The sequence below is a fragment of the Microbulbifer sp. GL-2 genome, assembly GCF_007183175.1.
Classification (GTDB): Bacteria; Pseudomonadota; Gammaproteobacteria; order Pseudomonadales; family Cellvibrionaceae; genus Microbulbifer.
In genome coordinates this window covers 4,703,995-4,721,004 of sequence record NZ_AP019807.1, presented here as the reverse complement: position 1 = coordinate 4,721,004, position 17,010 = coordinate 4,703,995, and the positions used below count along the sequence as shown (strand labels likewise).

Annotated in this window: 10 protein-coding genes; 2 read left to right on the top strand and 8 right to left on the bottom strand. The window is 46.0% G+C overall.

The window, feature by feature from the left end; all coding sequences use genetic code 11:
• The first annotated feature begins 5 nt into the window (after positions 1–5).
• Entirely contained in the window at positions 6–3,125 is a 3,120-nt protein-coding gene (locus tag GL2_RS20355) for an efflux RND transporter permease subunit (RefSeq protein WP_143732559.1), read from the top strand.
• 285 nt (positions 3,126–3,410) lie between these two features.
• On the opposite strand, the gene csrA is transcribed toward GL2_RS20355, so the two are convergent.
• The 8 genes from csrA to GL2_RS20315 form a co-directional block, all read right to left on the bottom strand.
• The gene (csrA, locus tag GL2_RS20350; protein ID WP_143732558.1) at positions 3,411–3,593 is read right to left on the bottom strand and encodes a carbon storage regulator CsrA; all 183 of its coding nucleotides are present in this window, start codon (positions 3,591–3,593) and stop codon (positions 3,411–3,413) included.
• A gap of 899 nt (positions 3,594–4,492) precedes the next feature.
• A complete protein-coding gene (locus tag GL2_RS20345) occupies positions 4,493–5,875 on the bottom strand; it encodes an amidase family protein (RefSeq protein ID WP_143732557.1) in 1,383 nt (460 codons plus the stop codon).
• A 161-nt stretch (positions 5,876–6,036) separates the two neighbouring features.
• The gene (locus tag GL2_RS20340) at positions 6,037–6,582 is read right to left on the bottom strand and encodes a hypothetical protein (protein ID WP_143732556.1); all 546 of its coding nucleotides are present in this window, start codon (positions 6,580–6,582) and stop codon (positions 6,037–6,039) included.
• Positions 6,582–8,696 carry a TonB-dependent siderophore receptor gene (locus GL2_RS20335; RefSeq protein WP_143732555.1) on the bottom strand — a complete coding sequence of 705 codons (2,115 nt, stop codon included), beginning with the start codon at positions 8,694–8,696 and terminating at the stop codon, positions 6,582–6,584. The genes GL2_RS20340 and GL2_RS20335 overlap by 1 nt, the downstream gene beginning before the upstream one ends.
• A 397-nt stretch (positions 8,697–9,093) precedes the next feature.
• On the bottom strand, positions 9,094–11,292 hold the full coding sequence (locus tag GL2_RS20330; protein WP_143732554.1) for a hypothetical protein: 2,199 nt from the start codon (positions 11,290–11,292) through the stop codon (positions 9,094–9,096).
• Between the two features lie 382 nt (positions 11,293–11,674).
• Positions 11,675–12,837, bottom strand: a protein-coding gene (locus tag GL2_RS20325; protein WP_143728718.1) for an IS3 family transposase whose coding sequence is annotated in 2 segments (ribosomal slippage) — positions 11,675–12,579 and positions 12,579–12,837 — 1,164 coding nt in all. Because the reading frame shifts where the segments join, the coding sequence is not laid out codon by codon here.
• Between the two features lie 454 nt (positions 12,838–13,291).
• Complete coding sequence (locus tag GL2_RS20320) at positions 13,292–13,801, bottom strand: ester cyclase (RefSeq protein WP_143732553.1); 510 nt, start codon at positions 13,799–13,801, stop codon at positions 13,292–13,294.
• A 513-nt stretch (positions 13,802–14,314) separates the two neighbouring features.
• Complete coding sequence (locus GL2_RS20315) at positions 14,315–14,914, bottom strand: DUF4360 domain-containing protein (RefSeq protein WP_143732552.1); 600 nt, start codon at positions 14,912–14,914, stop codon at positions 14,315–14,317.
• 986 nt (positions 14,915–15,900) lie between these two features.
• On the opposite strand from GL2_RS20315, the gene GL2_RS20310 reads away from it, so the two are divergent.
• Positions 15,901–16,872 (top strand): hypothetical protein, encoded by a 972-nt coding sequence (locus tag GL2_RS20310; protein ID WP_143732551.1) that lies wholly within the window; start codon positions 15,901–15,903, stop codon positions 16,870–16,872.
• Positions 16,873–17,010 lie beyond the last annotated feature (138 nt).

Here is a 17,010-nt window from a genome sequence, read left to right as displayed (position 1 = left end):
TTCGCATGAAAACACTCTCACGTTGGTTCCTGGATAACCCAGTTGCCGCTAACCTGCTCATGGCGTTCATTCTGGTTGCGGGTTTGCTGACCTTTCAAAATCTGCGGGTGGAAAGCTTCCCACAAATTCCACCCATGGAAGTCGAAATCTCCGTTGTCTACCCCGGCGGCACTGCCCGCCAGGTCGATGAAAGTATTACACAGCGTATTGAGGAAGCTATCAGTGGTGTTGCAGGGATAAAGCGCATAACCAGTCAATCGAGCAAAGCTTACGCTTCATTGGTGGTGAAAAAAAATACTGATGTGAAGTTGGAGCGTTTGATTGAAGATATTCGTAATCAAGTTGAAAGTATCGAAGGCTTTCCTGCATTGGCGGAGCGGCCACGTATTTATCGCAGTGAATATACAAATCTTGCGGCGTTTGTCATGGTTTACGGTGGTGATAATGATGATGCGCTTCAACAGGTATCCTCAAGAGTAGAGCGAGCGCTTAAGAAACATCCTGCTATCTCTAAAGTGACAAACCTGGGTAAAAGAAAGCAACTATTGGCTATAGAGCCAGACCTCAGGAAACTTCAACGCTACGGTTTATCTCTTGAAAACCTAACGGAACGTATTCGCCAATGGTCAGTGGAATATCGCAGTGGTGAATTAAGAACGGCAAATGGCAATATTGTGCTGCAGGGCAGTTTCCTGGCTGACAACTTGGCGGAACTTAAGAGTATCCCCATTATCACTACATCGACGGCACGAGTGAGGCTCGGTGATATCGCTACTGTTAAGCGAGATTATGAGCAAACCGACAGTATTGTTCGATATCAAGGGTTACCTGCGGTCGCACTGATGGTATCCACCGGCCAAAAGGACAACCTGTTTCATATCCATGAAGCCACAAAATCAGTATTGGAATCTTTAGAAACGACATTACCCAAGAAGATGCAGTTAGACGTAATGGCGGATATGTCTCCGTATATTTCCGAGCAATTGGACTTGCTTAGTACCAATGCGTTGCAAGGATTATTAATCGTCTTATTATTATTGGTGCTTTTCTTAGATACTCGGCTGGCCTTTTGGGTCGCTTTAGGTATTCCCATATCCCTGGCTGGTGCCATTACATTGATGGGGTTGCCTTCCCTGGATTACAGCATCAACGATATCACCATATTCGGTATGATTTTGGTGCTGGGGATATTGGTAGATGATGCAGTTGTGGTCGGCGAAAGTATTCACCAGGCGAGGCAAAATACAATTGACACCAAAGAAGCTGCCTGGAAGGGGGTTGAAGCCGTAGCCGTGCCCACAGTTTTTGGCGTATTGACTACAATCGCGGCCTTCTCACCGATGCTATGGATTGAAAATGAGCTGGCAAAGGTATTGTCAGGATTCTCTGCTGTAGTGATATTTGCACTGATATTTTCGTTAATTGAAAGCAAACTTATCTTACCCGCGCATTTGAGCTACCCAAACACGCGCACTCAAACTAAAGGTATAATAAGGCGATGGATTGAGATTGCCAGGGAGAAATGTAACCGTTTATTAAGTCAATTTTCGGATAAGATCTATCTTCCGCTTTTGTCATGGAGCCTGGAAAACCGGAAAACGAGCATCACTCTGTTTGTTACCTTTTTGCTGCTGGCCTATGGGGCTATGTTTAAGGGGCATATCGCTTCAGTATTTTTCCCCGAAATTCCAGGACGCTATGCCACGGTTAAAGTAACCATGCAGCATGGTGCTGCAAATACTTTAGCGGAGCGTAATACCGATCAACTTGAAGATGCTATCAAACGCACTGCAAATAGTTTGCAACAGGAATATGGACTTCCGGAGTCACCTGTTAGCAAGTATATCGTGTCCAAAGACGACACCAAGACTATAGAATTGACAGCGGAGTTGACACATAACGCCCTGGCTAAAGTAGCGAGCAACCGCTTTTTAGAGGAACTGCGGCTGCAAACAGGTATCCTGGAGGGTAGTTATGCAGTGAAGTTTAGCCTTACGGAAGAGCCGGCGGGCGATACTGCCATTGCGGTTTCTGCCAGCAGCCGGGATCAGGCGAAACAGGTGGCTGACCGTCTCAAGTCTTCACTGGCAGAGTTATCTGGTGTGAATGATGTATACGATGATAGCCAACTTGCTAAAAGGCAGCTGAAAGTCACGGTAAATGAGCGCGGAGCCAGCCTGGGTATTGATCAAAGCCACTTGGCTGCGCTGATAGGAGGAGCGTTCGGTCAAATTGAGATACATCGCCTGCTGGATAGAGGTGAGGAAACTTTGGTGTTGGCTCGTTTTCCACAAACGCAGACTAAAACAATTGAGCAGTTAAAAGCTACTCCTATTAGCCTGGATCATGACAGCTATGTAAGCTTAGGTGAAATTGCACAGCTTAAGTATGAGCACGAGCCTGAGGTTATTTATCGGCGTAATCGCGATGAAGTGGTCAGTATCTACTGGCGTCAGAATCGTTCTGTCAGTTCACCGGAAAAAACCTGGGAGCGGCTAAAAGAAGAGCTGGTGCCAGAACTGGAGCGCCTCTATCCGGGTGTCCAAATTAAAGCCGTTGGTGAATTCGCCGAAATAGTAGAAGTACAGGCTGGATTTAAAAAGTCCATGTTGCTGACGCTTTTACTTATCTATGTTTTGTTGGCGATACCCTTAAAATCCTATTGGCAACCCTTGATTATTATGTCGGTGATTCCAATGGGCTTTGCAGGGGCAATTATTGGGCATGGCCTGCTGGGCTTCCCAGTAAGCCTATTATCCTTATTTGGAATGATGGCAATGACTGGGGTAGTGATTAATGATTCCCTAGTGTTAATGAGCAGATTTAATCAGCTCTACGAGCAGGGCGTACCAGTAAAAACAGCGCTACTTCAAGCTGGAAAAAGTCGCGTAAGGGCAATTTTCCTAACCACGGTGACCACTATCTGTGGGTTGTTACCATTATTAGCTGAGACCAGTGAGCAAGCCCAATATTTAAAGCCAGCGGCTATATCTTTGGTGTTTGGGGAGCTATTTGCTACACCAATTACCTTGATCTTGATCCCTCTATTGCTTTCTTTTACACGGTGCAAAACAACTTCGAACATCGATAGTAATTCTTATCCTGAGCAGGTCTTGCTTAGGTAACAAATGCTGTAAGTTTCAGTTTATTAGTGAACGTTTAGAGGGGGTTCCACTAAACGTTCATGTAATTGTCACTAAAATCCCAGCGCTTTTATGTAGTCCGTTAGGCTGTTTACCTGTGAATGCCGTACGAATAGGCTGTTGAATCGAAGTGTAACCAGTGTTTTCAAGAATCTTGGCGTTATTGGCACGGACAGGATAGAAATCCATATGAGCTATACTGGCCGCAAGAGATCTTCCATCTGATAATCGAAAGTATTGTCTTGAAGATAACGCAGGGCCAAATTCTCAACGACCGCCAGTGCCCATTTCTTTCTTGATCCGCACATAAATCTCTTCACGGTGAACGGCTAGGGACTTAGGTGCATGTATTCCTATCTTTACCTGATTACCTTTAACTTCCAAGACTGTGACAGTTACATTTGTTCCGATTCTTAGATTTTCGCCAGTCCGGCGCTTCAAGATTAACATATTCAATTCCTACTGAGGCTCAAGCAGTGGGTCGGCATTCCGCAATGGGGAAGCTTTGAAAGTCGTGTTTGCAGGAAATGTGAGGTGGGGCACGAGAACGGTAGGGGCAAAAGAAGAAAAGGCGGGCGCTACGCTCCCAGAGCTTGGGGAATCGCTCCAAGCTGCTGAATGTACTCGACTTTATTGAAGACGAGCGGGTTTCTAGCGTACTATGCATATAGCCACTTTGATACTCTGAATATCAATTTGGTTAGCTGGCCCCTGGTGTTGGTAGCACCCTGGGTCAGCGCCTTTTACTTACTCTTACGGCACGCTACTGTTCTCCTATAAGGAAATGGATCATTTGGAAAGGTTTTGGGCTTTTTAATCTTGAGCTATGTGCCGATTGAAGCTCGCTCAGTTACAACCCAAAATACCGATAAATATCTACCAATTCTACGCAGCTTTGACACTAAAACAAACTTAATAAAATCCATTAAGATCATTTTCGTGCCTATATTTTGGTTCTCGTGTAGGGAATCTTAAATTTTCTTTTAAGGATTACAGGTTAACTTGATACTTTTATTGGTTTCAGCTTTAGAGCTCAAAATTAAATTTACCAATATTGATCGTTTGTTGGCGATATTGAAGAATACCGGTACTGAAAGTGATTTTACGTATAAAGTTGGCTTTTGAGCCTCCACTTAAACGACGAAGCGATAACTTACAACAAAGCTGCAGTTTCGCCCCTTCGATACTCTGTGCCAGAGTATCAAGCCGAGTTCTGAGCTGCTGGCTAACGTTAATACGTAGGTTCCTTTAATTGAAAAAAGGTTTGCTGTTATTTGTCGAGCAATAGTAATAGAAATACCTGAAAAATCGTGGCGAATATGCCTTGGGAAAGGATACTAAGCGTTGATTTAGGTTAGCGGTTTTATCGCTCGTTCGATTTCCCTCGCTATGGCTAGAAGTGTTAAGTCTGCGCCGGGCACTCCATCCAGTTCCAGCCCTACCGGTAAGCCATTATTGCCTCGCCCAATGGGGATGCTTATTCCCGGAGCACCGGTGACTGCTGCTATGACATTGTTGTGTATCAGCGTATCCAGAGTCGGAACCATTTTTCCGTTCAGTTCCAGTTGGTTAGATGACGTGCTAATGGGTTGAGCCTCAATTGGTGCAGTTGGGAATACAATCGCGTCTAGTTGGTGCTGCTGGATGATTTTCAGGTAGCTGTCGCGCACTCCAGGCACCTTATTTAAAGCGCTCTGATAGTCGGCAGTTGATGGTGCGTTGGGGCCCAGTACCGACTCCTGATAGACAGCCTTTACATCTTTACTTTTGATCATTGTAACCAACTCAGCTAGTTGGGTGTTAGGCTGGTAGCTCGCCAGGAATTGGGTCATAGCGGTTTTCATTTGATGAAATCCAATAGGAAACCCTACATCAAGAACTGCGCTTACTAACGAGGATAAGTCGACTTCTATTAAGGTAGTTCCCGCGTAGTTAAGGGAATGTAACGCAGCTTTAAAAGCTTGGTATACACCTGGTGAGAGATTATCAAATAGCGGGTGGGCAAGTCCCAGGCGCAGCTGATTGAGTGGCTTTGCCTGGGGTAGGGCAGCTCCTGTTAATATCTCAAACAGATAGGCGGTATCCTCTACGTTGGCGGCCATGGGGCCTGGGGTATCAAACGCTGGTACAGAGGGCACTATGCCCTCGGTGCTGAGGCAGCCAGTGGATGGTCGAAAGCCCACAATTCCTGTGAGGGCTGCTGGCAGCCTGATTGAACCGGCGGTATCCGTGCCCAGGCCTGCTGATACGACCCCGGCGGCAATGGCTGCTGCGGTTCCCCCGGATGAACCACCTGGAAAGCAGGATTTGTCCCAAGGATTTCTGACAGCGCCATAGGCGGCGTTATTAGAGGTTACGCCGAAGGCGAGTTCGTGCAAATTGGTTTTTCCAATGACGATAGCTCCGGCCTTCTCTAGACTCTCAATTATTGGGGCAGAACTCTTGGCCTTGAAGTTCATACCAGGCGTGCCCGCAGTAGTTTGCATACCTCTCACATTGATATTGTCTTTGACGACGATGGGAATACCAGCAAGAGGCCTGTTATTGCTGCCTTCTTTCAGTTCGTTATCAATGCGCTGTGCTTTCTGTAATGCGCCCTGCCTATCCAGGCAGATAAAAGCATCCAGCTCTGAGTGGGCAACCGCATTATCGCAGGCTTCTTCAATTAAGGATGTCGCTGTGATCTTTCTTTTACGGACCAACTCTGAGAGCTGGCGTAGAGACATTGTCATGGTTTGGCTTACTGGCAGCTACTAGTTACCCTGGATATTAGAGTATCCACGGTGGAGTATTAGCGTAAGCACCATTTTCACTGGAAATAATTCTTCTCTCGAAAACAAACGCCGCGCACTTAGTAGAGTAATTAATGGAAAAAGTTTGACTGTTTTTCCATCTATCCTTGCGCTTCTCCAGGGGCAAAACTTAATCGTTCAATTGATGAAGTTTCTTGAGAAGTATTATCACAGGTAAAGCCAAAGCTTTGTTCCAGAATGGGCTGCAATTGCTCATCAGGAATATAACCCCTTAGCCAGCGCAGCGGCTTGCCGTTAGGTGCTACCAGCAAGCTAAAGGGAGTGCCGGGAATATCGCCCAGCGCTTGGCGGAGTTGGCGGCTCGCTTGTAACGTAGGAAATTCCGGGCGCAACTTTCGATACTCAGCCAGTAGTGCTTTGCGCGATCCGTTGATACCCAGGCCGATAGGTTGGAACTGTTGTGAGCACGTGTGCAATAGTCGGTTGAGCGCGCGAACCTGGCGAAAACACCAGGGGCAGTTGGGTTCTACCAGTACCATCAGGCTTGGCTTGTTTTTGAAGTGCTGCAAGTTGATACGCTCAGGCCCGGCGAGGCTGCGCAGTTCAAAATCGTATAAGGAAATGGGAGCTTCTGCCGCGCCAGTGGACGCGAACAGAAGTGTGAGAAGTGCAAGCCAGACTCGCATTACAGGTTCCAGTCGAAGCCCAGGTAGAATTCACGGCCGCGCAGGGGGCCATAGATATAGGCTACGTCGTAGGCACCACTGGCATCCCAGAATAGCGGTGTCTCTCCTTCCTCGACCTGGGTGTAATCCGTCAGGTTATTGCTACCTAGGTACAGGCTGAGGTTTTCACTGACATCAAACGTTAATTTCAAATCCAGTGTCCAATAGGCGTCTGCGTTTGTGCTCTTAAGTGTGGAATCGCCCAGCTGGTTAAAGCCTTCGTAGCCAAATTCAGCCAGGTCACGAGATCCGATCCAGGTGGCGCTGGCGTATAGCATCCAGTAATCGGCTTTGTAATCCAGATTGAATAGCGCACGTTGCTCCACTGGGGCAATGGCAAAGGATTCCCGGAAAACATCATCGTAGTCGTAGGTCTCCAGAGTGCCGCCGATGGAAAGATTGTCGTTCAGTGCATAGCTGAGAGTAATGTCGGCGGCACCTACTGAGGCGTTTTCCTGCATTTGGGTAAGCAGCGGTACCCCGTCCTCGGTTTCACTTAATGCGGCGAGGTTATCTACCTCGGTAAATGCCAATGACAGGGTGCTGTTAAGGCGCTCTCCTTCGAAGCTCAGCGCATAAGTTGCAGATAGAGATTTCTCCAGGCTTTCAATTTCAATGGCGAAGCCGTCTCCAGCATCAAGGATGCCGTGATCTGTTTCGAAGAAAGAAAGGGGGGCTCGGTAACCGCGCCCCAGTGCTACCCGGGAGGTCCACTGATCATAGTGGAGATAGCGCAGGTCTATGCGTGGGGCCACCACGGTTTCATCGATTTCAGTGCCAAGTTTTTGCTCGGCGACGAAATCGGCTTTGGCATTATCCAGGCGTATGGCCAGTGCCACTTCGAGGTCTGGTGAAACTGTCCAGGTATCCTGCAGGTAAAGGCCGGTAGTTTGGTAGTCGAAACTATCTTCGATGTAGTTGCCGCTTTCCTCTCCTGCAGCAGAGTCGGAGCGCATGGATTCATCGCGAAGGTCGAGACCAAACGTCAGCATATGCTGGTCATTCAGGATCAGGTTATTGCGCAGGTCGAAGTAATTGAGCGTGTCGGTAGCGCTGTAGTCGAACCCCTCGTAAAAGGAGTCCTGTTTATGCTCAGACCAGGCAACTGTCAGCAAAGTGTTATAGGACTCGTTAAATTCGTGTAGCCAGCTGCCGGAAATTTCACTGCGGGTGGTGGCGATCCATTCGGTGGTTTCCCAGGGTTTACCGATATATTGTTGTTGCACATCGTCGTCGACAAATAAGTGGCCAGACTCCACACCATCGTATCCGTGCAAGACTGAGCCAATGCTGTCTCCCTGGGGTCCACCAAAAATATTGGAGTCGGTGTATGCCGTGCGAAGGATCAGGTTGTCCCTTTCGCTCAGGTCTTGCGAGAGACGCACCACGTAACTGGTATTTTCCTGTAACGGTGCTTCGCTGACGCCGTTATCATCGTTGTCCATCTGGTGATGTTTGTCATCCTGGATGACCAGCGATGTGCGGGTACGTTCATCATCGCTTAGATAGCCTGCCATCAAGCCAAGAAAATAACTGTCGTTGTCCTCCATGGAGGCATTTATATTGACGCCAGTTTCTTCTAACTCCTTGGAAATCACATTGATGGTTCCGCCGATTGCTTCGGGTGCCAGCAGTGATGCGCCAGCACCGCGGGCCACTTCGATACGTGAGATGCCGGTGGTGGCCAGTGCATCTACCGCGTAGTAGCCAGCCATCATGGTGTGCAAGGGAACGCCGTCGGTGAGGATGGTGGAGTGCTCCCCACGCATACCATTCAGCATTATCCGCTTAACCCCGCACATAGAACACTCATTGGAAACCCGTACACCGGGGGAATTCTCAATGGCATCCGTCAGGTTTACCGCTTGTAGGGACTTGATCAGGCTCTCGTCTACGACTTCAGTCTTTTGTATGGCATCCAAAAGGGCGCCGCGCTCATATAGACGTTGGCGTACACCCACTACCACGGTTTCTTCCATTACGGAGGATTGGGACTGGCCGGTAGCGTTGTCGCTGGTAAAAGAGGCAGGGATTGCTGCGGTTAGGGCGAGTGCTATCAAGCTTTTGCGAAACATGAGGGGTAATTTCCCGGGAATTAACTTCTCCTACATGATAATGTTTCTCATTCGTGTTTCAAGTGGGCAAAGGTGGTAGTTTTCTACGATGCAGGGCTTATATGGCTGGGTACCTAATCCGGCCAAGCCAGGAAGTATGCTTTTAGTACTTGTGGGAAAGAAAGTAACCTGGGACACACCGGTATGGTGAATAGGTAGAGCATCTCGACCTTGATATTGAAATTGCCTCAAAAGCGATAGCGATTTAGGTCTCCTGAATATTAAGTCTTCAGGAAAGTATAAGAGCCATCAGAAAGACTTAAAGAGTCGATGAGCCAGGGAAAACGGACTTCCCTATAAAAAATGGAGAGCAGGGCTCTCCATTCTATTGAGTTGGACGTGAGTTACTGCTACTCAGTTAGTTGGCACTATTTGAGTGGTAAATCATCGCTTGCCATACATTTTGCTTGCCACCTCCGTAATTATCATAGGTGGGATTTTTGATGTAAGACCAAGCCACTTTACCGTTGCCAAGGAAAACGGGTTCATCAAGGCCGCCCCAGCCATACTTTGTCAGTTTGACTGGGCCTTGCAATACGTTAAGGTCTGCGTCAATTTCCATAACATAGTACGCTTTAGGGACCAGCATACGCATTGCACCATTTTTAGCAGAGCTGCGATTGTATGACAGGTTATCGGAGATACATTGGAATTGAGCGTAACCAAACAGGTAGCGGCCATTTTTCAAGTCGATAAGTTGCGGATCGCTGATTTGACAGTCAGGCTCTTCTACTAACCATTTAAACCCTTCACCTTCAATACTTCCGTTACCATCCACTTTGGCAATACCAATACGGGTTAACGAGGAGGAGTCCAGAGCATCACCACTGCGCAGGCCTTGCCTGGAAATGGTTGGATTGCTGCTGCTCGACATATAGGAAAAGAAGCAGTTGGTGTTATCGGAGCACTGCTCGTCAAAGGGGCCGCCACTACTTGTATCAATACCGTATTCGCTTTGCAGGAAGCGATTCATTTCCGCGTCATCAATATATTTGGGGGAGACGATAAGGGACAGGTTGGTGTCCTCATCTACCGGGATTACTGTGTGGCCACCACCATTTGAGAAAAACGCATTATCCGAAGGCACAAGATAGTTGTAGTTGCCTTCAAAACTACTAGTAGAGGATGTGTCCTCCATCTTGATAGCAATTGTATTTAATCCGCGTGCTTTATAATATTTGCCACCATCGCTGGTGCAAATTGCTCCATATTTTTCATTACCGGGATTATAGAATGCCCGGATATTTAGTACGTGGCCATAGCCGCACAGCCAATACCAACCCCGATTGTTACTACCGCTCATGTTTAGGGACCAATTATCACGATCGATAATAGTCATTCCCGCGGAATAGTGGGAGCCACCATAGCTGCCGTCAAAAACCCGAGCCGTTACAGAGAAGGCATAGCTGGTGCGGCCTTTGCTATCAGATTCGACATAGATAAGCTCCTGGGCACCTGCGTGTCCACCACCATGCATCTTGTTTACCACATAGGCGGCGGGCTTTTCGCTGAGGGCTTTGTTATCCCACTCCATTAGCCAGATTTGGTCGTTGTATTTATAGCCTTTCTCGCGAATATACTCGACCATCGCATTATAATCTGTCTCTGAGAGCTGGCTGACGATGTAGGCCATCTCCTCCTGCATCTCGTTACCTTTAATGGTCTTAAAGGATGGAGAATCACCAAAATCGGTATCGGGGAAGTTGGTTTTCAACCCGGGCAGGAAGTCCTCAAATTTCAGCGTAGGATGATCGGTAAAGTAGCCGATATATTGACTGTGGTTGGTAGATATCATCAGGCCGATATCCCTTTCAATACGGGCATCAATCGGGCTGATATTGTCCTCCATTTTCATCCAGTCGCTACCGTATTGCTCTACCAGGTCACCTTGTACCTCGTAGCGCTCGTTTGCTCGGTATTCTGTGTTGCATAGAACTGCGACCCGGGAGCAATCAGCACTGGCCGAAATACCGTGTGACTCATAACACTGCTTTAGTATTGTGGTATTGCCGGTTTGATCGAAGCTCGAAGTCTCGGGGTTATATTGCAGCTCGTAAACTGTGCCATAGGTGACTTCATCATCTCCGCTGCCTTCGCTGATAGTCTTGGAGACAAACATACGAGGCTTATCGGTATCGGTTGCACAAGCCGCGGTGTAGCTTCGCATGGGGACTGACTTCAGGTTATCGTCCTGGGTGCTATCTGTTCTGGAGATATAGTGTGGTAGTCCGTGAACTTCTTTAGCGTTGGGTTGACCATTTGGCAGGGTGATATCCCGAGAAGTAATCCGGGCAAAGCCCAGGTCTGCAGTTTCAATATCGCCTACGATAACCGTGCCAGGTTCATTGTCTGGAAGTGGTGTGGTGTTACCTGACCCACTACCGCCCGTGCCACTGCCATCTGTGCCACCTCCTGAGCCCTGACCACTACCATCTCCCCCGGTGGATGGAGCCGGGTCGGAATCCGAATCTGAAGAGGAGCCCCCACCGCCACCGCATGAAGCCAATACGACAGTAAATGCCAGTGCTAAAAGTTTCTTGCTGAATAACTTATCCATAATTTGCCTGAAGATGCGTTACCTAAAGTGAATGCACATTTTGCATTCGTTGATTGACTCATTGTTTTTGACCGAAAAATTACGGGCATCATTTTAGTTTTCTTTAATAACTTTTCTGTGCAGTACTTAATATATTTCCTACTTTGTCATGCCTCCGGAGTGTAATTGGAAACCAATTTAGTCAGCTTCCTGATGACTTTCCCTTGATCATATTCGGTAATTTCTAGATGCCTGCTTGATGAGCGCCTATGAGGTAAGCATTCAGGGGGCTGAGATGGCAGGATTGGCTTCACTATGGTTTGAAAGCTGCTTAGATACTCTATCGACAGATATAGCCGTTACTTATGCTTATTGATCCTACCCATCAACAACGGACACACTACTAAGCGACTAGTTGTTCCTCAAACGCCTCAGGGCTGAGATAGCCATTGGCGCTGTGTAGGCGATTTCGATTGTAGTCTATCTCTATATACTCAAATACGGTTTCTCTCATGAGGCGCCTTGTAGGAAAGCGGTTACCATGGATTGCTTCTACTTTAAGTGAGTGGAAGAATGTTTCTGCACAAGCGTTATCATAGCAATTACCTTTGGCGCTCATGCTGCACCGCAGATCATACGCTGTAATTAAAGATTGATAATCTTTAGAGCAATACTGGCTTCCCCTGTCTGTATGCACGATAACATTCGTAGGTTTCTTACGTCGCCATAAAGCCATTTGAAGGGCGTCACAGACCAATGTAGCCGTCATCGTTTCTGACATCGCCCAACCAATAACCAGCCGACTATATAGGTCTATCACTACAGCCAGATATAACCAACCTTCTTCCGTTCGTAGGTAGGTAATATCCCCAGCCCATTTCTGATTCGGCGCTTCAGCATTAAAGTTCTGCTCGAGCAAATTTGGAGCTACTGGCAGACCATGTTTTGAGTAGGTTGTGGCTTTATATCTCCTGCCTGCTTTAGCCCGTAGGCCCTGTCGATGCATGCTGGCAGCAATTGTTTTCTGGTTATATTTACTCCCCTCACTGGCCAACTCCTTCGTCAGACGAGGGGCGCCGCTACGTTCTTTGCTGGCTATAAAGCGCTGCTGTACCAAGCTATCGAGCTGCATTCGGTACTGCTGGTACTTGGATTGGTCAGCCGATCTTGACACCCAGTTATAAAAGCCACTGCGAGATACGCCCAATACCTTGGCCATCGCTTTGATGCTGAATTCATGCCTGTGCTTTTGCATGAAGGCGTACCTCATTTCAGGCTCTTTGCAAAGTACGCTGCGGCCTTTTTTAAGATCGCCAGCTCCTCTGCCTGCTCAGCCAGCTGCCGCTTAAGTCGAGCATTTTCTGTCGCCAGCTCTCTCTCGGCATCCCCTCGGCTCTGATGTAACTGAGCCTTACTTCGCCATCCGTAAATCTGGGAAGGATGCAACCCAAGCTGTTTAGCGGCAACGCTTACCCCGACCTTGAGCGCCAGTGCCAGAGCATCTTTTCTATACTCATCTGAGTATTGTTTACGAGTGGTTTTGGTTGGTTTACTTGATCTTGTCATAGGGCACCTCTGCTGCGTAGTTTATCGCTTAAGAGAGTGTCCGTCGTTGGTGGGTAGGATCATATCCCTGGTATCAGCAGGGGAAATCAGGGGCCAGTCTCAGTTGATGTTTGATATTTGCTTTGATGGGGGAGGGGCCTGCCTGAGGACATCGGCCATCCTTATAGAAGAAAGTAACTATCAGCCGGGTAGAGATACAGCACGTAAAATAGGCCGATTAGCTGTTGGGGGAGGTGAGCTGACCTGGCAATCAGTTATGGCTTTCCTCCCTGTATCCTGCCTGAGGGGGTGTCTGGTGTGTGGCGACTAGCAAATTGGTCCAGTACAGAAGCTACTAACACAAACCCTGGAGCGCGACAGAACTTGGATTCTGCCACGCACCCGATTTAAGTGGCCCCGGGGGAAGGTAACCCCAAAAGCCGAGTATAGGTAAGAGGAAGCGAACCAAATGTGGCTATTTTAGAATGCCAATTTGCTTCAGAAATCCATATTTATCCCATGTGACCCAGGTCTCAACGATTTTTCCGTTCTCAATCTTTACGAATTCCACAGCGTCCCAAGTGATTGTTTTATTGGTTGGAGTCTCACCCATAAATGAACCAACATGTTTGGCGCTGATCATCACATGAGTAGCGACCATGTCTCCTTCTGCTACCTGCTTAGTATTAAGCAGTTTCATATCTTTGAATGCAGCACGGAATTTAGTAACTTCAGCCTCGAATTCCTTTAAGTTACGTTTTTGTGGGCCAACTTCGGTGCTAACGGATGAGTCAAGATTATTCACATAATTTGAGGCAAAAATCGTTGTCAGATCAGCTTTTGAATCACTTTTCCAGATTTCAATCGCGTGCATTGCGATTTTTTTATTGTCTTGCAGGTTGTTAGGTTGCGCGATAACGCTACCGGTAATTCCAGTTAGGAAAATACATATCGACAAAATTACGGAGAATGAGCGTTTAGACATTGAAAATACTCCCAGGTATTAAAAAGCCAATTGATAGTAAACATGTCCACATATATTGATATTTCTATATCAACATACTGAGCCTTTCCATGGCGTTTAATTCATTTAGAGAAGGGGAACATCCGTTATCAGCAGATCTGAGGCGCAAATTCACACAAAAATCCCAGTACCTTGTGGCGTGGAATGTTGCGTGTATTGTGAGCATCTTGATAGCAGTTTAGGCCCTTGCCGTGAAAAACTACCAGGAATATTTCTGTTAGGAAGTTCTTAAATAAGAAACAAGTTTTCTATTAAATCCAGTCATAACTGGATGGTTTGATTTCCAGGTGTAGGATTTGCTGTGGTTTTACTAAATGTAAGGTGGCAGGTGCAGCTTAATTGGCAAGGGTTACTAGTCGTTATTTCACTATGAGGTGTGGACATACAGGCTATTTTGGTCTGATCGCTAAATGAACTCAATTGTGGTTACTCTCCACCATGTTGTGGGCAGAGAGTAACCAAGATAGAGGTTAACTATTCATCGCAAGGGATTATTTGTACATTCAAAAGTAGTTCTGCCCCTACATCCGCAGCGCGCAAAGAAAATAGGCTGTCAGCACCAATCACAGTTGCCGCGGTATCTGCTCTGGCAATGAGGGCTTCTCCATCGCAGCCAGAGTAATAGACAAATGGTGGGCGATCATTTAAAAGGAAATTCTCGAATTCCGAGCTATTCCAGTTATTATCATGGCTGGGGCCCTGATTGCCTGAGAAGAAGTATTCACGGTGGAAGTTGATAAGCGATCCTGGAGCAGAGTAAACCGTGCCACGCCAATCAATATCCAGGATTCCAACTGAAAAACCAGGCTCAACACTCAAAGGGATTGCGAGATTGCAATCAGAGTTTGCAACTGGATTTGCTGAGTTAGTAATAGCACTGTAGCTGCTAAATAGAATGGCAATATTTTTATTGTCATCTGTTGCTGTAGCCGCTACTGATCCTACAGGGCAGCCAGTGCCGTTTACAGCGATCTCGCCGATTTCAATTTGCTGGCCGTCAATCATAATTGACTTTGCCAGAAGCGGTCCGGAAAAAATTGCGCAAAACGCGAAGGTTACAAGTTTGTTAAACATCTATGTTCTCCATTTCCTGGTTAATAAAAATATACAGTACTTCAGTGAGTCAGATGTATGTTGCTTAAATAAATGGCCTTTTGTTGTGATTTGTCCTGGTTGCCTCAGATGCTTTACACTCTAAAATTAAAATTACCGATGTCAACAACTTATAATGGACACGTTTAGGTGGTGGGTTAACTTTGATTATGTTTGCGTATGGCATCACGAATTGACTCAGGAATAATCTACTAACGGGGGGTGTCTAATAAGAATTTGTCTGTAGTGTATATAACACTAATGTATGGATCTTTGATGACAAAAATAAAAAGAATGTAATAACATTTGAGTTGTTTTTTATGAGGCATCCGCCTCCGATTATCAGTTGTGTTTTAGGTTTGCCTTTAGGAAAGGTAATTCCGAGTTTGCCTTTGCTGCTGGATATCTTATAGGTTGATATTTCCTGATGTTGCAACAACTACCTAGGTATTCTCTACTTGATAGGTCTTTAAAATAGTGAAGGAGTAAAGTGAAAATTTTTTGCTTTGGGTAAGCAGCCTAAATTATATTTAGTAATAAGCTATTTCTATTCCAGCATCTTGGGATACTTCTGTTTTGTACAGATTGTAGTCTGCTTACCTGTAACTATAATTCGAGCCTGTTGATACTCTTTATGTCATGTCGAGTATATGTTTATGGGTTTGAAGCCATTTTCCCGAGAGCTCGGACCTCAAGAAGCTCTTTTCTGCGAGATGACCAGGCAGTCTCATGGTGGGCTACAACTCATCTCATTTATAAAGGTCTGTGAGCCCCTGAGAGTAGAACCTTTGCGTAAGGGCTTGGCATACTTGCATCAACGTCATCCTCTCCTACGTGCTCGTGTACAAAGGGGGGAGAAACTTTGCTGGGTCTGTGACGTCGATTTTAAGGATATTCCTCTGCAGATATGCCGTGTTGATAAACCTCTAAATTTAGAGAGTGAGTTTATTCATCACGGAATGAATTGTTTGGATAGTGAAAAATATGTATATAGTTTAACTTTTTATCTTGATCAAGACGGACTAGTAGAGTGGATTTCTGTCCTCAATGTACATTCAGTGATGGACGGAAGATCAATAATGACTCTATTTTCTGATTTAGATAAATATCTTCGGAACGAAAAAAAAGATAGATTCCAATCTCTTCCCCTTCTAGAGAGTATTGCAAGCCGACTGGAGGCAGCTGGATACTCTGGAGAGAATGAGGTGGAGCATAAAAATAAGGGTAATTTTCAATGGGCGGTAGAAAAAGAGGCTCCACCATCTGAGCGAACAGCCTGCGCAATATCATACCTGATGCCATTAGAGGCTATCAGATTGTTGGCAGAAATTGGTAAAAAAAATCAGGTAAAATTAACAGCAATTTTCTGTGCCGTCGCTGCGATTGCAGCGCGAGTGGTGCCCGTATATAAGAATTTAACGGAAATAATTTTAGCACTGGATGCTCGCGGGTTTTGCAGCCCTAATATACCCCTTGATCATATTGGCTCATTTTCTGAAACGACAAGTTTGCAACTTCCTTCGAATATTGAATCGACTAATGTTATTGATATTGCCAAAATTTTTCAGGAACAGATTGATTCAGTTTTACTTAAGCAAAGTCCACTGACAAAAAATCTGAGATCGGATTACAAGATGGAAGATATAATCCGCATGGCTGCGGAAATTACAGCTCCTCAAAATTCATTTTCTGCTGGTATAGTTGTCTCGAACGTAGGTGATATGACTCGTATGGCAGAAAAAATTAAGTATTTTGAGATCAGGGAGGGAATGGTTACACAAACCAATGGTATAAATCCGATTATGGTTATAAATTACACGACATTCCGAAATTCGGTTTTTGTATTTGGGTATTGTGAGCCTTTAATAAGTAGGTGCAGTATCTCCATGTATGCCAATGAGTATATGGATATCATAAAAAAAATGACCTGGGATATTTGAATTCAATTACGGCTTTAGAAGGTGGGATGTTTAGTGGTTAATATCTAAGAAATCTCTCAAAATGGAAAATTATGGATAGTTTTTCTGGTAAACGCAAGGAAATATAGTACCTGGAATTCTATAGTTGATGAGTTTTAG